The sequence below is a fragment of the Duganella sp. GW821-FHT01E12 genome (genome assembly GCF_059422325.1).
In genome coordinates this window covers 222,945-241,213 of record NZ_JBWKWR010000002.1, presented here as the reverse complement: position 1 = coordinate 241,213, position 18,269 = coordinate 222,945, and the positions used below count along the sequence as shown (strand labels likewise).

Annotated in this window: 18 protein-coding genes; 10 read left to right on the top strand and 8 right to left on the bottom strand. The window is 66.3% G+C overall.

The window, feature by feature from the left end:
* The first annotated feature begins 42 nt into the window (after positions 1–42).
* The gene (locus AC07WS_RS06370; protein ID WP_494728243.1) at positions 43–1,173 is read left to right on the top strand and encodes an extracellular catalytic domain type 1 short-chain-length polyhydroxyalkanoate depolymerase; all 1,131 of its coding nucleotides are present in this window, start codon (positions 43–45) and stop codon (positions 1,171–1,173) included.
* 26 nt (positions 1,174–1,199) lie between these two features.
* On the opposite strand, the gene AC07WS_RS06365 is transcribed toward AC07WS_RS06370, so the two are convergent.
* Both AC07WS_RS06365 and AC07WS_RS06360 read right to left on the bottom strand, forming a co-directional pair.
* Positions 1,200–1,508 carry a hypothetical protein gene (locus tag AC07WS_RS06365; protein ID WP_494728242.1) on the bottom strand — a complete coding sequence of 103 codons (309 nt, stop codon included), beginning with the start codon at positions 1,506–1,508 and terminating at the stop codon, positions 1,200–1,202.
* A 201-nt stretch (positions 1,509–1,709) separates the two neighbouring features.
* The gene (locus AC07WS_RS06360) at positions 1,710–2,963 is read right to left on the bottom strand and encodes a putative Na+/H+ antiporter (RefSeq protein ID WP_494728241.1); all 1,254 of its coding nucleotides are present in this window, start codon (positions 2,961–2,963) and stop codon (positions 1,710–1,712) included.
* A 136-nt stretch (positions 2,964–3,099) separates the two neighbouring features.
* On the opposite strand from AC07WS_RS06360, the gene imuA reads away from it, so the two are divergent.
* The 3 genes from imuA to AC07WS_RS06345 are packed head-to-tail and all read left to right on the top strand — an operon-like array spanning position 3,100 to position 6,014.
* Positions 3,100–3,819, top strand: coding sequence for a translesion DNA synthesis-associated protein ImuA (gene imuA, locus AC07WS_RS06355; RefSeq protein ID WP_494728240.1), 720 nt, complete (start codon positions 3,100–3,102; stop codon positions 3,817–3,819).
* The gene (locus tag AC07WS_RS06350; protein WP_494728239.1) at positions 3,749–5,227 is read left to right on the top strand and encodes a Y-family DNA polymerase; all 1,479 of its coding nucleotides are present in this window, start codon (positions 3,749–3,751) and stop codon (positions 5,225–5,227) included. The genes imuA and AC07WS_RS06350 overlap by 71 nt, the downstream gene beginning before the upstream one ends.
* 31 nt (positions 5,228–5,258) lie before the next feature.
* Complete coding sequence (locus AC07WS_RS06345; RefSeq protein ID WP_494728238.1) at positions 5,259–6,014, top strand: alpha/beta hydrolase family protein; 756 nt, start codon at positions 5,259–5,261, stop codon at positions 6,012–6,014.
* Positions 6,015–6,019: 5 nt separating this feature from the next.
* Here AC07WS_RS06345 and AC07WS_RS06340 read toward each other — a convergent pair whose 3' ends face one another.
* From AC07WS_RS06340 to AC07WS_RS06330, 3 genes are all read right to left on the bottom strand, one after another.
* On the bottom strand, positions 6,020–6,367 hold the full coding sequence (locus AC07WS_RS06340; RefSeq protein WP_494728237.1) for a hypothetical protein: 348 nt from the start codon (positions 6,365–6,367) through the stop codon (positions 6,020–6,022).
* Between the two features lie 43 nt (positions 6,368–6,410).
* Entirely contained in the window at positions 6,411–7,337 is a 927-nt protein-coding gene (locus tag AC07WS_RS06335; protein WP_494728236.1) for a sensor domain-containing diguanylate cyclase, read from the bottom strand.
* 61 nt (positions 7,338–7,398) lie between these two features.
* Positions 7,399–9,273 carry a M61 family metallopeptidase gene (locus AC07WS_RS06330; protein WP_494728235.1) on the bottom strand — a complete coding sequence of 625 codons (1,875 nt, stop codon included), beginning with the start codon at positions 9,271–9,273 and terminating at the stop codon, positions 7,399–7,401.
* 256 nt (positions 9,274–9,529) lie between these two features.
* On the opposite strand from AC07WS_RS06330, the gene AC07WS_RS06325 reads away from it, so the two are divergent.
* The 6 genes from AC07WS_RS06325 (at position 9,530) to AC07WS_RS06300 (ending at position 16,714) form a co-directional block, all read left to right on the top strand.
* Positions 9,530–9,988: an Hsp20 family protein gene (locus tag AC07WS_RS06325; protein ID WP_494728234.1), complete on the top strand. Its 459-nt coding sequence runs from the start codon at positions 9,530–9,532 to the stop codon at positions 9,986–9,988.
* 155 nt (positions 9,989–10,143) lie between these two features.
* Positions 10,144–11,646 (top strand): DegQ family serine endoprotease, encoded by a 1,503-nt coding sequence (locus tag AC07WS_RS06320; protein WP_494728233.1) that lies wholly within the window; start codon positions 10,144–10,146, stop codon positions 11,644–11,646.
* Between the two features lie 46 nt (positions 11,647–11,692).
* Positions 11,693–12,352 carry a response regulator gene (locus AC07WS_RS06315; protein ID WP_117011532.1) on the top strand — a complete coding sequence of 220 codons (660 nt, stop codon included), beginning with the start codon at positions 11,693–11,695 and terminating at the stop codon, positions 12,350–12,352.
* Between the two features lie 5 nt (positions 12,353–12,357).
* Positions 12,358–13,746: an ATP-binding protein gene (locus AC07WS_RS06310; protein WP_494728930.1), complete on the top strand. Its 1,389-nt coding sequence runs from the start codon at positions 12,358–12,360 to the stop codon at positions 13,744–13,746.
* A gap of 32 nt (positions 13,747–13,778) precedes the next feature.
* Positions 13,779–14,927: a pantetheine-phosphate adenylyltransferase gene (gene coaD, locus AC07WS_RS06305; RefSeq protein ID WP_494728232.1), complete on the top strand. Its 1,149-nt coding sequence runs from the start codon at positions 13,779–13,781 to the stop codon at positions 14,925–14,927.
* Positions 14,928–15,049: 122 nt separating this feature from the next.
* Complete coding sequence (locus AC07WS_RS06300) at positions 15,050–16,714, top strand: phospholipase D-like domain-containing protein (RefSeq protein WP_494728231.1); 1,665 nt, start codon at positions 15,050–15,052, stop codon at positions 16,712–16,714.
* Positions 16,715–16,864: 150 nt separating this feature from the next.
* On the opposite strand, the gene AC07WS_RS06295 is transcribed toward AC07WS_RS06300, so the two are convergent.
* The 3 genes from AC07WS_RS06295 to AC07WS_RS06285 form a co-directional block, all read right to left on the bottom strand.
* A complete protein-coding gene (locus tag AC07WS_RS06295) occupies positions 16,865–17,149 on the bottom strand; it encodes a type II toxin-antitoxin system RelE/ParE family toxin (RefSeq protein ID WP_494728230.1) in 285 nt (94 codons plus the stop codon).
* Positions 17,150–17,151: 2 nt separating this feature from the next.
* Complete coding sequence (locus tag AC07WS_RS06290; protein ID WP_494728229.1) at positions 17,152–17,436, bottom strand: hypothetical protein; 285 nt, start codon at positions 17,434–17,436, stop codon at positions 17,152–17,154.
* Positions 17,437–17,509: 73 nt separating this feature from the next.
* Positions 17,510–18,253 (bottom strand): tetratricopeptide repeat protein, encoded by a 744-nt coding sequence (locus AC07WS_RS06285; RefSeq protein ID WP_494728228.1) that lies wholly within the window; start codon positions 18,251–18,253, stop codon positions 17,510–17,512.
* Positions 18,254–18,269: the final 16 nt, after the last annotated feature.

Sequence of the window (18,269 nt, the reverse complement as noted above, 5' to 3'; positions counted from 1 at the left end):
CGGGTTTCAAGGTAGACTTTATCGCAACAGGAGAACACTGCGATGAAGAGATCCGCCAGCAGTTTGTTGCGCAGCCTGGTCCGCTCGGGGACGCGGCAAAGCCGTTCCGTCAGCAAGATCGTGACGGCGCTGTTCACCGCCCCCGCAGCCGCCAAGCCCAAACGAAAACGCAAGCCCGCCGCGAAGCCGAAACCCGCCAGCAAGGGGTCTGACCCCGTCCGGGGCCAGACCCCGGCATCCGCTGTGCGGGTTCAAAGCGCACCGCACGTCCCGCCATCGCCAGGCAAGTGGCTGGCATCGCACTACGCCACCCCGACGCGCCGCATGAGCTACTGGCTCTACCTGCCCAGCAAGCCGCCCGAAGACACGCAACGCAAAGGCCTGCCCCTGCTGGTGATGCTGCACGGCTGCCACCAGACCGCGACCCAGTTCGCACAAGGCACGCGCATGAATCAATGGGCCGAGCAGATGGGCTACGCCGTGCTGTATCCGCAGCAGCTGGTCAGCGTGCAGGCGCAGCGCTGCTGGAAGTGGTACGACCGCGCCACGCAGGAGGGCGGCGGCGATGTCCCCACCATCGTTGGCATGATCGGCAAGGTGATGACGCAATACGCCATCGACAGCTCGCGCATCTACATCGCCGGCATCTCGGCCGGCGCCGGCATGGCCAACATCGTCGCGCTGAACCATCCGCAATTGTTCGCCGCCGTTGGGCTGCACTCAGGCCCCGTGTTCGGCGCGGGGCACAACACCATCGGCGCGCTGGGCGTGATGCAGCACGGCGCCGCCACGCGCATGGACAGCGCCGCGCACGAAGTGCTGATGCGCCATCCCCAATTCCCCGGCATGCCAGCGATCCTGATCCAGGGGGAGGGCGACCAGGTCGTCCGCCCGATCAACCAGCTCCAGCTGACACGCCAAAGCCGGCTGCTGAACCGCCTGTCGGCGGCGCCGAAGATCACCCACAAGCCGCAAGGACGCGGCGGCCGCCACAACGCCCACCAGCTGCATGATTTTTACGAAGGAAGAAAACTGCTGCTGCGCGTCGCCCGGATCGCCGACCTGGAGCACGCCTGGAGCGGCGGCGACCCGGCACTGGCCTTCAACGCCAAGGCCGGCCCGGACGCCAGCAAGATGATGCTGGAATTTTTCTCACGCCACCAGCGGCGCTGAATTTATTGCCCGTCTTTCCAAAACTCTTATACCTTGACGGTGATCGTTTGGTTCCAGGCGACGCCAGGCGGCGTGTCGTTCTTTTCGAAGGAGTACGGGGTGGTCACGCCATTGTTCGTGACCGCAACAGCGTACTTGGCCGGGCCGCCCCAGTTGATGCCGACCATGGTCAGCGAATACGTTCCGGCCGGCAGAATGGAGCCGAGGCTGACGTTATAGGCTACCGGGTCGTTATTGCCGGACGAGATATGGCAGATTTCAGTAGAGAACGACGGAGTGGAAGCGATGACGTGAAGTTCATTGTCGCAGGCGGTGATTTTGATAGAGGCAGTCATGGTGTATCCTTTGAGTGAAAAGGTTGGGAATCCTGACGTTGCTACCTGTGGGCCTAGACCCAAAACCATTGTAGTGAGCAAAATTGCCACAAAATACGTATTTTGTAACAACTTGGCGAATATATTTTTAACCGCGCGTTACTTTTCTGTCGGGCTTGCAGAAGCCCCTCTGGGTACGAGCTTGGGAGCCTGTCGGCGTGGTTACAGCAGAAAAGCCAGCGCAGCCACGACCGTCGGCGCCAGCGCGCCGGCCAGCAGGCCGATAGCGCCTATCGATTCATCCTGGAAGCCGCGCCGCAGCAGCGACACGCCGGCCGGATTCGGCGCGTTGGCGATCACCGTCAGCCCGCCGCCGGCCACCGCGCCGGCCACCAGCATGTATTGCGACTGCGCTGAAATCCCCTGGATCAGCGAACCGAGATAGGTCAGCGCCGCGTTGTCGGTGATCGCTGTCAGGCCGAGCGCGCTGAAGAACAGCGCCATCGGCGGCAGGCTTTCGACGATGGGCTGCAACCACCATTGCTGCATGCCGCCCAACACCACCAGCCCGGCCAGGAAGAAGCCGACCAGCAAGCCCTCCTTGATGATCAGCGGATTCTGGTAGCGCTGGTAAGCCTGCGTGAAGCCCAGGAACAGCATGAAGATGCCGAGGAATAGCACCGGATGATGGCCCAGCAGCACCACCGCCGCCAGGAAGGCCAGGTGGATCGCGGTGACCGCCAGCGGCACCGCCGGCGCCGCCGCGGCTTCGGCCGACGGCGCGGCCGGCGCCCGCAGATGCTTGCGCAGGATGAAGGTGATCGCGGTCGCGTTGAGCACCACCGCGATGGCCGCCTTCCAGCCGAAGTGCGTGGCCATGAAGGCGCTGTCCCATTGCCAGGTGCCGGCCACCATCAGCACCGGCGGCGCGGCGTAGGCGGTCAGCGTGCCGCCGATCGAGACGTTGACAAACAATACGCCCAGCGCGCCATACTTCAGCCACTCCGGCATGCCGTCGCGGAACACCAGCGGCGCCAGCATCAGCGCGGCCAGGGTCATCGCGGCCGGCTCCGTGATCAGCGAACCGGTCAGCGGCACCAGCGCCAGGCCGAACCACACCAGCGCCAGTTCGACGCGCATCGGCAGCAGCTTGGCCAGCACCAGCAGCAGGCGCTCCATGATGTCCAGCACCGGCCGCGACGCGGCCACCACCATCACGGTGAACACGAACAGCGGCTCGGTGTATTGGCGCGACTCGGCGTAGTGGATGGCGGCCTCGCCGCCGCTCAGCAGCGCCATGGCGGCGATCAGGATGAAGGCCCAGAAGCCGAACACCACCTCCACCTCGCCCAGCAGGTGGAACAGGCCCGCGTGGCGCGGATGGCGGTGCGACAGGATTTCGAAGGATTTGGCTGCGAAGGTGTGCAGTAGCGCCAGTCCGAACAGGATGGCGCCGACCAGTTGAATGGTTTGCAAAGGATGTCCTTGTTGTTAAGTTGCCTGAACCACATGGTACAGCATGCGCCGCACGATACAGATTGGCCTTGCCAAAAACGGCCGCAAATAGTACTGTGTATTCATACAGTATTTACGGTAGAATCCAGTCCATATCATGAGCCGATCTGCCTCCCTTTCCGCCGCCGTTGCACCCGAAGCCGTCCACCCATCGCTATGGCTGGCGTCGCAGCTGGCGCACAGCGCCACCCGCTGCGCCGACACCGGCTTTGCCGCCTTGTCGGCCCAGCTGCCGGGCGGCGGCTGGCCGCTGGGCGTGCTGGTCGACCTGCTGGTGCAGCAGCACGGCATCGGCGAGCTGCGGCTGCTGCGGCCGGCGTTGCTGGGGCTGGGCAAGCGGCCCATCGTGCTGCTGCAGCCGCCGCACGCGCCGCAGGCGCTGGCGCTGGCCGCGCTGGGCCTGGAACCGTCGCAGCTGGTGTGGATACGCAGCGGCGCCAAAAGCGGCGACGCGCTGTGGGCGGCCGAACAGGTGCTGCGCAGCGGCTGCTGCGGCGCGCTGCTGCTGTGGCAAAACCACGCGCGCGGCGAAACGCTGCGCCGCCTGCACCTGGCGGCGCAAAGCGGGGACACGCTGTTCTGCATGCTGCGCCCGCTAGCCGCCGCGCAGGACGCCTCGCCGGCGCCGCTGCGGCTGTCGCTGCACACGGCGCCGGGCGGCATCAACATCGGCTTCGTCAAGCGACGAGGACCGCAGCGCGACACGCCCTTGTTCTTGCCCTTAACCCCATCGCTACTACAACGCCATGCGCCTCTGGATCGGACTACACCTGCCACGGCTCCCGCTCGAAGTATTCTGCCCGCGCTGGTCGGCTGACCGCTGCACCGTGGTGCTGGAGCAGGAGCGGGTGGTGGCCATGTCGGCGCTGGCGCGGCATGCCGGCGTCGAGGCCGGCATGCGGCGCGGCGGCGCGCTGATGCTGGCGCCGCAGTCGCAGTTCCAGCAGCGCGCGCCGCAGCTGGAGGCGGACGCGCAGCACGCGGTGGCCATGGCGCTGCTGCAGTTCACGCCGCAGCTGGCGCAGGCGGAGGAGGCCACGCTGCTGCTCGACGTCGGCGCCAGCCTGCGCCTGTTCGGCGGCATCCGCGCATTGTGCCGGCTGGTGGCGGCCAGCATGGAGGCGCTTGGTTTCACGGCCACGCTCAGTTGCGCGCCCACCGCGCGCGGCGCCTGGCTGCTGGCCTGCGGCAACGCCGGGCGGGCCTTGACGATGGACGCGCTGGTGCGGCGCATGGACCGCTTGCCCGGCAGCCTGCTGCCTCCGGCTCGGCCCTACCTGAGCTGGTTGGAAGGCATCGGGTGCTTGACGCTGGGCGAGATGCGCCGCCTGCCGCGTCCCGGCTTGCAGCGCCGCTGCGGCCGGGCCTTGATCGACATGCTGGACGACGCCCACGGCGAGCGCGCCGAGATGCACCAGTGGCTGGAGGCGCCGGCCAGCTTCCGCGCCAGGCTGGAACTATTCGACCGCGTGGAGAACGCCGAGGCGCTGCTGTTCGGCGCGCGCCGCCTGCTGCAGCAGCTCACCGGCTGGCTCAGCGCGCGCCAGTTCGCGGTCGAGCGCATCCGCCTGCTGCTCGAGCACGAGCGCGGCAGGGTGGCCGGCCCGCCGACCGTGATCGACATCGTGCTGGCCGAGCCGACCTGGCGCGACGAGCACCTGGTGCGCCTGCTCAAGGAGCGCCTGGCCAAGCAGGCGCTGGATGCGCCGGTGATCGGCCTGTGCCTGGAGGCGCCGCAGGTGCGGCCGATGGCGCCGCCGAGTGATTCGCTGTTTCCCGAGCCGGGCGGCAGCAAGGAGGACTGGCAGCGCCTGCTGGAACTGCTGACCGCGCGGCTGGGGCCGGAGAACGTGCTGCAGGCCGCGCCGCGCGCCGACTACCGCCCCGAGCAGGCCAACGCCTGGGTCAGCGTGCAGGAAAAAATCCGTCCGGCCGACGCCCGCGCCCAGCTGCCGCCGGACATGCCCAGCCTGCCGCGCCCCGCGTGGCTGCTGGCCAAGCCCATCGCCCTGCTGATGCGCGACCACCGGCCGTACTACGGCTCGCCGCTGAAGATCATCTCCAGCGGCGAGCGCATCGAGGCCGGCTGGTGGGGCGCGATGCAGACCCGCGACTACTTCATGGCCGAGGGCGAGGACCACGCCCACTACTGGCTGTACCGCGAGCGCACCGGCCACGAGGGCGGGCAGACGGCGCGCTGGTATCTGCACGGTTTGTTTGGTTAAATAGCGTCTGCCATCAACCACGGGACAGCGCATGCGATCACATCGACAGGAATTCCTCGGCGCCGACGGCCAGAAGCTGGCCGCGCGGCTGGACGCGCCGGACGGCGCCATCCGGGCCTACGCCCTGTTCGCCCACTGCTTCACCTGCGGCAAGGACGTGTTCGCGGCCAGCCGCATCGCGCAGGCGCTCACCGAGCATGGCTTTGCCGTGCTGCGCTTCGACTTCACCGGCCTGGGCGCGAGCGAGGGCGAGTTCGCCAACACCAATTTCTCGTCGAACCTGGCGGACCTGCTGGCGGCGGCGGCCTACCTGCGCGCCAGCCACAAGGCGCCCAGCCTGCTGATCGGTCACAGCCTGGGCGGCGCGGCGGTGCTGGCGGTGGCTGGCGACGTGCCGGAGGCGAAGGCGGTGGTGACGCTGGCCGCGCCCAGCGATCCGGTGCGCGTGACCGGCCTGTTCAGCCAGCATCTCGACCAGATCGCCGCCGAGGGCGAGGCGCAGGTGCAACTGGCGGGCAGGCCTTTCCGCATCCGGCAACAGTTTGTCGAGGACGCGGGCGGGCACAATTTGAAGGTGAAGATCGCGGCCCTGAAGCGGGCCTTGCTGGTGATGCACGCGCCGGGCGACGACACGGTCGGCATCAGTAATGCGATGGAGATTTTTACCGCCGCCAAGCATCCGAAAAGCTTCATCTCGCTCGACAGCGCGGACCACCTGCTGACCGAGCGCGAGGACGCCGTCTACGTGGCCAAGCTGATCGCGGCCTGGAGCGACCGCTACATCTGACGCCGTTATTCGTCGCCGAATTCCTCGGCCAGGTCTTTCCAGCCCTTGCCGGCGGCGAAGGTGTTGAATTCGTCCGGCGCTTCCAGCACCAGCAGCTTGCTTTCCTGGAGCACGGAATCGCCGGCGGTCAGGGCCGGGCCCTTGTAGCCGACGGTGCGCAGCTGCGCGACCACGGCGTCGATCAGCGCTTTGTCCTTGTGCAGGCCGCTGATCGAACCGGAAAAGTCCACATACACGTCGATCGCGCCGTAGCCTTCGTCGAAGATACGGATCGCCTTGGCGTCGTGGGCACGGCCGGAGCCGTCGGAGGCCTTGAAGGGGCCGCTGAGTTGGATGTCGGTGTCTTTGTTCATGCCATCAGGATACACCAAAATCGGCAAACGCCAAGGCGCAGACCTAGCACGAGACCGTGTTGCGGCCCTGGTGCTTGGCCCGGTACAGGGCCTGGTCGGCCTGCTGGTAGACCTCGTCCTGGCTCGGCGCCGCGTCCGGCGCGATGAAGGCCAGCCCCAGCGACAAGCTCACATGGCCGTCCGGCGGATTGCCCTGGTGCGGGATGCGGCGCGCCGCCACGTCGGCGCGGATGCGCTCGGCCAGCGCCACGCTGTCCTCGGCGCTGTTGCTGGCGAACAGGCAGGCGAACTCGTCGCCGCCGATGCGGAAGCACAGATCGCCCGGACGGTTGAGCGCGCGCTGCATGGCGTCGGCCACCGTCTTGAGCACCTGGTCGCCCTGCGGGTGGCCGTAGCTGTCGTTGTATTGCTTGAAGCGGTCGACGTCGATCAGCAGCAGCGTCAGCAGGCGCCGGTCGCGGCGGGCGCGCTTCTGTTCCTCGCCGAAGCGGATGTTGAGGTAGCGGCGGTTCTTCAGCCCGGTCAGCTCGTCGGTCACGCTGTCGAACTGCGCGGCCTTGGTGTCGGTGATGTCGGTGGAGACGGCGCAGGTGGCGTAGACCTGGCCCTCGTCGTCGAGCAGCGGGAACTTCACCGTCATGTAGGTGTGCAGCGTCTTGTCGCGGTGGTAGACCGCTTCCTCCTCCTGGACTGCGCGCTTTTCCAGCGCCGCCAAGCGGTCGTTGCGCCACAGCTGCTCGGCGATCTCGCGCGGGAACAACTCGAACACGTTGGCGCCGACAAAGTTGGCGGGATCGTAGCCGTCGAGGATGTCGAAATGGCGGTTGGCCATCGTGATATTGCCTTGCAAGTCCTTGGTGGATATCAGGATGGGGGCGTTGTCGAGCAGGGCGTGAAAAATGCGGTCGGACGCGCGCAGCTGGTCTAGCTCGGTGCGCGGTGGCGGGCGGGGATCGGTCCGGTCTGGCATGGGGCCAGTATAACCCGGCGGGGCGCCGCCACAAGCGGCCGGCGCCCTGTCGAAACGACAATTATTTCAGCGGTTGCAGAATTGCCTCAAGGCGATCCGGCGTGCCCTCGATGCGCTCCAGGCGCGGATACTTCAGGCCGCCGTGGTAGTCGAGCGCATAGGTCTGGTACAAGCCGCCTTTCCTGACCAGCAGGTTGATCGGCTCCTTGCCGGTCTTGGCGGCCGTGACGGCGGCGCGCAGCACCTCGGCCTTGTAGGCGCGGCCGTTGACGGCCAGCAGCGTGCCGCCGCCCGACAGGCCGGCCTTGAAGCCCACGCCCTCCCACTGCAAGGCTTCCAGCTTGCCATCCGAGTCCACCGAGAAGCCCAGCGAGTACTGGAAATTGGCCGACTTGCTTTGCTCTTCCTGGGCCTTCAGGAAGTCGGTCGGCTTGTCCGCGTACACCAGTTTCCAGCCGGCGCGCGCCAGACCATCCAGCGGCGCGCCGGGGCCGTGGCCGTCCAGACGGCTGCGCAGGAAGCCGGCCCAGTCGTACGGCTGCACCGCGTTGAGCGCCTTGACCACGTCGTCGAAGGTGTAGTGCTTGGCCACGTTGACGCCATCGTCGACGCCGAAGAAGCTGCGGGCGAAGTCGTTGAGCGAGCGCTGGTCGCCGGACTTTTCGCGGATCAGCGTGTCGGCGTCCAGCCAGATCAACTCGCCTTCCGAGTAGTAGTCCTCGGCCCGCTGCCAGTTGTTCCAGCCTTGCGGACGGCGGGCGTTGACGATCGGGTCGTTGGTGGTGTCCTGCACCGCGCGCCATTCGCGGCCGCGGGTGTTGTCGTAGCGGGCGGCGGTGGCGGCCAGCAGGTCGCGCGTGTGCTCGGGCTTGATCAGGCCCGAGCGCGCCGCGAGCACCGCGCCCCAGTACTGGGTCTGGCCCTCGTACACCCACAGCAGCGAGTTCTGCAGCGGGGTGTTGAAGTTGGGGACGTTCTGGTCGGCCGGGCGGCGGAACTTGCCGTTCCACGAGTGCGTGAATTCATGCGGCAGCAGCTCGCGCCGCGCCTCCTGCTTGGCCCAGTCGGCGAAGTAGCCCGTCTTGACGCCGTTCTCGCTGGACTGGTGATGTTCGCGGCCGATGCCGCCGAACTCGTCGCTGATGGCGAACAGGAAGTCGTAGTGCCGGTAGTGGCGCGAGTCGAACAGTTTGTAGGCCTGTTGCACCATGGCGCGGTGCGGGGCGATCTGTTCCGGCGTGGCCTCCAGCTGCTCGGCCGAGTCGGCCACGACGTTCAGATGCACCGGCACTTTCGCGCCCGGATCGAGGTCGATGCGGCGGAAGTAGCGGCCGGCGAACAGCGGCGAATCCATCATCGCCTCCAGGTCCAGCGGCTTGAAGGCGATCTCGTCGCCGGTGCGCGCGGCCGTCTCCAGCGCCGTGCCGTACTGCCAGCCGGCCGGCAGCGTCAGGTTGGGCTGCATGGTGATGCGGCGGCTGTTGTAGCCGGCCGGGTACAAGGTCAGCGACTGCCATTGCACGCCGACGATGTCGTTGGTCATGGTGTTGCGGCCCTGGTTGGCCTCGGTCGGCGACAGGTACTGGAACTCCACGTCCACCGACGCCGCGTCCTTCGGCACCTCGAGGTGGAAGGCGTAGACGTTGACCGTGTCGCGCTTCCATTCCAGCGGCTTGCCGTTGGCGCTGACCTTGAGGCCGGCGAACTGGTTCAGCGCGCCGCTGGGGCCGTGGTTGGCCGGTATCCACTGCGGATAGAGCAGGGTCAGCTTGCCGGGCTTGGCGGGGATGCTCTCGCGCACGCGGAAGATTTGCTGCGCCGTGTTGGTGGCGTCCACTTTCAAGACGATGGTGCCTGGATAAGGCTGTTCGGAGATGGCTTCTGCCTGGGCGCTGAAGGCGGTGGCCAACAGGACGGCGAGGGCGGCACGTGACATGGACATTTGGTCGATAACGAGGTTGGACAAGAAGGCGAGTGTAGCACGCAGGTAACTTGCAAATCTGGCAAAAAGATGGCGCGCCGCGGCGAAAATATTTTTAAATTTTTTACGGCGCTGGGGATCTTGCGGGCGTTTTTCAAGGCCTTGAAAGGCCCGAAAACCATCCTATATCGGACTCAGTGGTTGCCCAGATGGGGACCACCGAGGGGAAGCTTCCCCGCCCATATCGCTTAACTTGAAAAGGATATCCACCATGCGTACTTTTGACCTGACCCCACTGTATCGTTCCGCCATCGGCTTTGATCGCCTGGCACAAATGCTCAACGACGCCCAGCGCGGCGACTCCACCCCGAGCTATCCACCGTACAACATCGAACTCGTTTCGGAAGACAAGTACCGCATCGTCATGGCGCTGGCCGGCTTCAGCCGTTCGGAGATCGACATCACCTTCGAGCGCGATTCGCTGCACGTGGTCGGCCGCAAGCAGAAGGACACCACCGAGCGCACCTATCTGCACCGGGGCATCGCGGCGCGCGATTTCGAGCAGCGCTTCCAGCTGGCCAACCATGTCAAGGTGACCGGCGCCACCTTCGACAACGGCATGCTCAACATCGAGCTGGTGCGCGAAGTGCCCGAGGCGCTCAAGCCGCGCAAGATCGTCATTGACGGCAGCGACAACGTCACCGCCCTGGAGCAGCGCCAGGCCGCCTGATCCTCCGTAGCTGAGTAGTTCCGACTGGCCGGTATATCCGGCCAGTTTTGCGTAAACTTGTGCTGCTTGTAAGCAATTGTATTGTTAAGACGGGTCTAAGTTTTTACCCTCATATTGGATACATCTACAACCCCATTCAATTCAGGAGTGCAGCTATGTCCGAATCTACTCTCAAACGTGCAGCCCTCGCCGTGGCAGTGCTGGGCGTGATAGGCGTGGGTGGCGCCGCCGTTGTCAAACAAGGGAATGCCGTTGCCGCCGCCCCCGTCGTGGTGCAAGCCGCCGCGCCGGCCCAGGCCGCGCCAGTCGCCGTGCCTGCGCCGGCCATCGCGCTGCCCGACTTCAGCGTCATCGCCGCCCACAACGGCCCGGCCGTGGTCAACATCAGCGTCACCGGCAGCACCAAGACCGCCTACGACGGCGGCGAGCAGGCCGGCCGCGGCGACCCCTTCGCCGACGACCCGTTCTACGAATTCTTCCGCCGCTTCCAGGGCCCGCAGCAGCGCGGCGGCCAGCGCAGCGTGCCGACCCACGGCCTGGGCTCGGGCTTCATCATCAGCGCCGACGGCATCATCCTGACCAATGCCCACGTGGTGCGCGACGCCAGCGAGGTGGTGGTCAAGCTGACTGACCGCCGCGAGTTCCGCGCCAAGGTGCTGGGCTCGGATCCTAAGAGCGACGTGGCCGTGCTGAAGATCGACGCCAAGAACCTGCCGGTGGTCCCGCTGGCCAAGGGCAACGACCTGAAGGTGGGCGAGTGGGTGCTGGCGATCGGCTCGCCGTACGGCCTCGACAACACCGTGACCGCCGGCGTGGTCAGCGCCAAGGGCCGCTCGCTGCCCGACGGGAACGTGCCCTTCATCCAGACCGACGTCGCGGTCAACCCCGGCAACTCGGGCGGCCCGCTGTTCAACACGCGCGGCGAGGTGGTCGGCATCAACTCGCAGATCTACAGCCAGACCGGCGGCTACCAGGGCCTGTCGTTCGCCATCCCGATCGAGGTGGCCGGCAAGATCAAGGACCAGATCGTCTCGACCGGCAAGGTCACCCACGCCAAGCTGGGCGTGACGGTGCAGGAGATCAACCAGGGCTTCGCCGACTCCTTCAACCTGGCCACGCCGGAAGGCGCGCTGGTGGCCAACGTCGAGAAGGGCGGCCCCGGCGACAAGGCCGGCCTGAAGGCGGGCGACGTGATCCGCACCATCAACGGCACCAAGATCGTCAGCTCGGGCGATTTGCCGGCGATCGTCGGCCTGGCCGCGCCGGGTGATAAAGTGGCGCTGGAAGTCTGGCGCCAGGGCAAACCGGTACAATTGAGCGCCACGCTGGGCAACGCCAACGACAAGGTCGCGGCCGCCGACGGCGACGAGCGCACAGGCCAGGCCAGCGCCAAGCTCAAGCTGGGTCTGTCGCTGCGTCCGCTGGAGAACATCGAGAAGCGCCAGTCCGGCATCCCGGGCGGCCTGCTGATCGAGGATGCGCGCGGTGCGGCGGCCAACGCCGGCGTGCAGCCGGGCGACGTGCTGCTGTCGGTGAACGGCCGTCCGGTCAATACCATCGAGCAGGTGCGCGAGGTGGTCGACAAGTCCGGCAAGTCGGTGGCGTTGCTGATCCAGCGCGGCGACGATAAAATCTTCATTCCGGTGCGACTGGGTTAAGCCCTCGGGCCGGCAGAACGCAACACAAAAACAGAAAGGAAACAATATGCGACTTCTGCTGGTGGAAGACGATACGATGATCGGCGAAGTGGTGCTCGACCTGCTGCGGGCCGAGCACTACGCGGTGGACTGGGTCAAGGACGGTGCGATGGCCGACACCGCGCTGCAGACCCAGACCTACGACCTGGTGCTGCTGGACCTGGGCCTGCCGCGCAAGGACGGCCTGGAAGTGCTGCGCTCGATGCGCGCGCGCAAGGAGCTCACGCCGGTGCTGATCGCCACCGCGCGCGACGCCAAGGAACAGCGCATCGCCGGCCTGGACGCCGGCGCCGACGACTACGTGCTCAAACCCTACGACCTCGACGAACTGCTGGCGCGCATCCGCGCCTTGCTGCGCCGCTCGGCCGGCCGTGCCGAGCCGGTGTTCGAACACGGCGGCGTCAGCGTCAATCCGCAAACCCGCGAAGTGATCGCCGACGGCAAGCAGGTCAACCTGTCGGCGCGCGAATGGGCGGTGCTGGAGGCGCTGATCGCGCGGCCCGGCATCGTGCTGTCGCGCCACCAGCTGGAGGAAAAGCTGTACAGCTGGAAGGATGAAGTCAACAGCAACGCGGTCGAAGTCTACATCCACGGCCTGCGCAAGAAGCTTGGCGCGGAACTGATCCAAAACGTGCGCGGCCTGGGATACATGGTACCTAAGCTATGAAGGCGATGAAGGTGAAGATGCCGTCGCTGCCACGGGTGCCCGTGGTGACGCACTCGCTGCGCGGCCGCCTGCTGTGGTTCCTGCTGGCCGCCATCACCATGGCCGCCGTCGCGCAGGCGATGATCGCCTACCGCAGCGCGCTCAGCGACGCCGACCAGATATTCGACTATCACATGCAGCAGATGGCGATGTCGCTGCGCTCCAGCGCCACGCTGACCAACAAGGCGGCCGACACGGCAGCCGATCCCGAGAACGACGACCTGGTGGTGCAGGTGTGGACGCCGGACGGCGCGCAGGTGTTCCGTTCGCTGTCGCGCGCGGCGCTGCCGCAGCGCGCCGTGCTGGGCTTCTCCAACGTCAAGGCCAACAACACCACCTACCGCATCTTCTCGGTGCAGACCAGCAACCAGACGGTGCAGGTGGCGCAGGACATGGCGGTGCGCCAGCGCATGGCCGGCACGCTGGCGCTGCGCACGGTCGGCCCGATCGCCGTCATGGCGCCGGTGCTGATGCTGGTCGTGTGGTGGGTGGTCAGCGGCTCGCTGGCGCCGGTGTCGCGCGTCAAGCGGCAGGTGGCGGCGCGCCAGGCGGACGACTTGTCGCCCGTGTCCGAAAACGATTTGCCCGACGAGGTGCTGCCGCTGGTGCACGAGCTCAACCTGCTGTTCGGCCGCGTACGCACCGCCTTCGACGCCCAGCAGCACTTCGTGGCCGACGCCGCGCACGAGCTGCGCTCGCCGCTGGCCGCGCTCAAGCTGCAGGTGCTGAGCTTGGAGCGCGCGCAGGACGACGCGGCCCGTAGCGTGGCCATCGGCCGCGTCACGGCCGGCATCGAGCGCGCCACGCGGCTGGTGGAGCAGCTGCTGGTGCTGGCGCGCCAGGAGGGCTCGGCCAACCACGTCAAGCTGGAGCCGGTCAACCTGAGCGAACTGGTCAAGCGCACGCTGGGCGACATGGCCGGGCTGGCGCAGGCGCGCCAGATCGACCTGGGCCTGCACCACGCCGACGAGGCCTCGGTGGGCGGCCAGCCGGACGCGCTGATCATCCTGCTGCGCAACCTGGTCGACAACGCCATCAAGTACACGCCGGCCGGCGGCACCGTCGATATCGACCTGCGCCGTAGCGCCGGCGCCACAAAGGCCGCGGCCGGCCGCGTGGTGCTCAGCGTCGAGGATTCCGGCCCCGGCATCCCGGCCGAGGAGCGCGAGCGCGTGTTCGGCCGCTTCTACCGCGTGCCCGGCAGCCAGGCCGGCGGCAGCGGCCTGGGGCTGGCGATCATCAAATCCATCGCCGAGCGCCACGGCGCCGTGCTGACGCTGGGTCAGTCCGAGCGCCTGGGCGGCCTGCTGGTCAAGGTCGATTTTCCTGAGACTGCAAGGGCCACTCCAGTCTAAAATGTCAGTTTGACATGGCGTTGGAGCGGCGTATGAGGAAAATCGGCTTTTCGGGCACACTGGACCCTATCACCAACGGCCACATGTGGGTGATGAACGAAGCCCGTTCGCTGGCGGACGAGGTGGTGGTCTTCCTGTCCGAGAACCCGGCCAAGAAGCCCAAGTTCACGGCCGAGGAGCGCAAGAGCATCATCGCGCTCAGCTGCGCCGAGCAGGGCTGGGACAATGTGCAGGTGGTCATCGTCAAGGGCGACTACACGGCGCGCGCGGCCAAGAAGCAGGGCGTGCACTGCCTGATCCGCGGCATCCGCACCACCGCCGATTTCGACTACGAGAACCTGATCCAGCAAACCAACGTCGACGTGCTGCAGGGCGCCAAGACCATCTTCGTCATGCCGCCGCGCGACCTCGGTTCGGTCAGCTCCAGCTTCGTCAAGGCGCTGGAGGGGCCGATCGGCTGGAACTGGATCATGAAGAAGTTCGTGCCCGGCCCGGCCTACCACGCCTGGGTGCTGAGCTGGCTGCGCAAGGAGTGGGAGGCGCTGTGGGACTACGAGCACCGCGACGCCACCGCCATCGCCCACGCCGACCAGTGGTTCGTGCAGCTGACCGGCGCCACGGCCTATGGCGGCCCGGCGCGCCACTACCACAACCTCGACCACCTGGTGCACGGCCTGTGCGAGATCCGCGTGTGGGCGGCCAACACGCGGCCCGATCCGGTGGACGTGGACATCGTCAAGCAGGCGTTCTGGTTCCATGACGCCGAGTACGGCCACAGCGGCGAGCCGGGCGCGCTGACCAACGAGGAAGCCAGCGCCCAGCTGTGGCTGGGCAGCCACCTGGGCCAGGAGATGGCCGACGCCGCCGAGCTGATACGCGCCACCGACCACTTCCAGGAAGCCTCGATCAGCCACCGCCTGAAGGACACCATGCTCAGCGTGGACCTGGCGATCCTGGGCCAGGACGACGAGGTCTACCAGAACTATGCGCGCGCCATCCGCCAGGAGTACATCCACCTGCCGGACGCCAAATACCGCGAGCAGCGCGGCGGCGCCCTGGCCCACCTGTGCCGCAAGGCGGAGGCGGGCCTGTTGTTCGGCAACGACTACTTCGCCGACCAGTACAACGAGCGCGCCATAGACAATATGCAGCGCGAGATGGAGCGCCTGGCTGCAACGTGAAAAAATTTCACGTGCCGCGCCGTCATAGCGGCGCGTCGCCCCCCGGTGAGAAAGTGCGTAGATCTGATGCACATTGCGAACTATAGTGCATTGACTTTCCGCAAACTTTCTTAGGGGGTACTATGGCTGCAAATCTGCAAGTGGTAAGCAATTCCGACGACGCCTTGCTGGCCTGGACGCCCGATCCCTGGAGCGACGATCTGGTCGGCTTCCGGCTGGAACGCAAGGACTTGAAGACCGGCAACATTACCGTGCTCAACAACCGCATCCCGGCCGGCGCCGACGGCACCCAGGTGCCGGTGGGCGGCATCGACTCGAGCGCGTCGCCGATCCGGCGCTGCATGTGGGTGGACCACGACGTCGAGCAGGCCGGCCACGCCGCCTACCGGGTCACGCCGATGGCGGCCGGCGCCGGCGGCTTCGTGTTGCGCGAGGCCGAGGCCTCGGCCTGGGTGTCGGCCGAGGCGCCCGACAGCGGCGCGGAAGGCACGGCCGTCTACTTCAATCGCGGCACCATCATGTCGCAAGTGGTGTCGCGGCTGGCGGGCGGCGAGGTCGACATCAAATCGCTGAAGGCCTTGAAGGCTCACCTGGCGGAGCCCGGCTTTCCGGGGCGGCGCTACCTGGCCGGGCAGGCGCGCCACGCGCTGCTGGACTTCATGGCCAACGCCGACCGTCGCGGCAACCACCTGTACGCGGCCCTGTACGAGCTCAACGATCCCGAACTGATCGCCGGCCTGAAGGCGTTCGGCGCGCGCTGCCATCTGCTGCTGGGCAACGGCAGCTCCACGCTGGACGACACCGCGCATGAGCTGGAGGGGGCCGACGTCATCGTCAAGCACCGCGACCTGTCGCACAAGGGCGCGTCCAGCCCCAGCGTGCACAACAAGTTCGTGGTGGAGGTGGACGCCACCAGCGGCCAGGCGCTGCGCATGCTGACCGGCAGCACCAACTGGACCACGACCGGCCTGTGCACGCAGCTCAACAACGTGCTGGTGCTGGAGCGTCCGGCCACGGCCAACCGCTTCTACCAGCAGTGGCGCAAGCTGGCCGAGGTGGGCGACGACATGCCCGAGCAGCTGCGCGTCGACAACGGCAAGGCCACGCTCGACGGCAACGTCACCACCTTCTTTGCCGCCACCAAGGGGCAGGCGGAATTCGCGCCGGTGCTGGACGCCATCGCCAAGGCCAAACACGGCGTGCTGTTTCTGATGTTCATGCCGGGCCAGTCGCCGCTGCTGGAGGCGCTGCTGGCGCGCGTGGCTGAGGCGGACGCGCCCTACATCCGCGGCGTGGTGTCGGCGGTGACGCAGAGCGAGAAGGGCGTGGTCACCGAGCACAACGCGCAGGTGATCGCCAACGGCGTCGACCCGGCGCGTTTCCACAACGAGGTGCTCAAGCCGGACGGCCTGCCGCCGGCCAACCTGCCCAAGTGGGCGCTGGAGGAATTCCAGCGCAGCATGTACCTGAGCGCCGGGCTGAACGCGATCATCCATTCGAAGACGCTGGTGATCGATCCGTTCTCGGACGACTGCGTGGTGGTGACGGGTTCGCACAACTTCTCGCCGGCGGCGTCGGCCAAGAACGACGAGAACCTGGTCATCATCCGTGGCGACAAGGCGCTGGCGCAGGCGTACGCGGTGCACATCGAAGGCGTGTACGACCACTTCGCGTGGCGCGCCTTCCTGTCCAATGGCGGCGATCCGGCGGCCATCTACCAGCCGCTGACCGGCTGGAAGAGCGGCGACCGCGCCAAGGAACTGGCGTTCTGGATGAACCGATCCTAGTGCGGCGGCAGTGCGACTAGACCTTTGCGCGCGGCGACCTCGGCGCCGAGCGCATCGAGGTCCATCAGGTCGTCGGCCTTGATCGCGGCGCGCACGGCGGGGTATAAAATTTCCTCTTCCGCCGTGGCTCAACGACGGTCTGTGCGATGTTCAACGTTGCTGCCTTTGGCTTTGTATGGCGAGCACAAATACCGTATCGATATCGGCCAAGTACTTGTATATGGCGACATAGCCGTGTTTTCGTTTTCCAATGAGAAGCTCACGCTTGTCTTTGTGGGTGACGTGGCCGATCAAGGGTGTAGTTTGCAGAACATTGATGGACTTCTGAATTTCGAGAATTTTCGCGGGAGCGTTCAACACCTTGTTTTGAACTAAAAAATCCAGAATGCGATCGAGATCGTCGATCGCATTCGGCATCAGCTCAAGGCGTGCCATGATCAGGGAATAAAAGTTTTAGGCACTGGCGGTGGAGCTGCTTCGCCAGCAGCGCGCCTTTCCAGATAGATGCTGACCTCTGTCCATGGAACCGACTGCCGGTTCTTTAAGAATTCCTCGAACCGATCATCGGCGATTGCGCAAACCTCATCTTTTTCCGCGATCAATGCAATCTTTTCCGCGATCGATTCCAGAATAAATTCTTGGGCCTTCACTTTATCGCTATCGGTAATTGCATCGAGCCTCAGGCTGAGTGCGGACGGTAATTCGATGGTGAATTTTGGCATGGCAGTCTCCCGCGGTGAGTGATAATTTTAGCACTGCGGATTGACCGGGTCTTCCAGCTGAATCAAACGCGCGTCAGAAGCGATTCCAGTTGTTGTGGCGGTGCTCGGCCGCTTCCTTGAGCAGGTAGCCGGCGCGGCGCTCGTCCTTGGGACTGAGCGCGTCGCCCAGCTGCACCGTCATCGCCAGTTCCTGGATCGCCGGCGGATACTCGTGCTCGGCCGCTTCCTCCAGCAGATGGCGCGCCTGCGCGCTGTCCTGCGCCACGCCGCGGCCGTCGCGGTAGATGTAGGACAGCAGGAACATGGCGTGCGGATTGCCCAGATCGCTGGCCACCTTCAGCCACTGCGCCGCCTGCACGTCGTCGCGCGCGACGCCGTAGCCGTTTTTGTAGAGCATGCCCAGCATCAGCGCCGCCCGCGCGTGATGCTGCTTGGCCGCCATCGCGTACCACGGCGCCGCCGCGGCCGGCGCCGCCGCCACGCCGGCCACCCCCACCCGCAACATCTCGCCCAGCTGGTAGGCCGCGTCCACATCGCCGCCGCGCGCCGCCTGCTCGAACAGCGCCAGCGACTGCGCCCTTTGCTCGGGACGGGTCTGGTACAGCAAGCCCAGCTCGCGCTGCGCCACCGGCATGTTCTGCGCCGACCACGACATCAGCTTGCGCTCGGCGCTGGCGTCGGCCTGCTGCATGGCCTTCATGCCCACCGTCTCGATTTGCGCCGAGGTCGGCTTCTCCTGCTGCAGCTGGCAGCCGAACAGGAACACGCCCGCCAGCAGGCCGATCAACGCAACGCCGGGATAATTTTTCACTTGCATGATAGTGACCTCACGA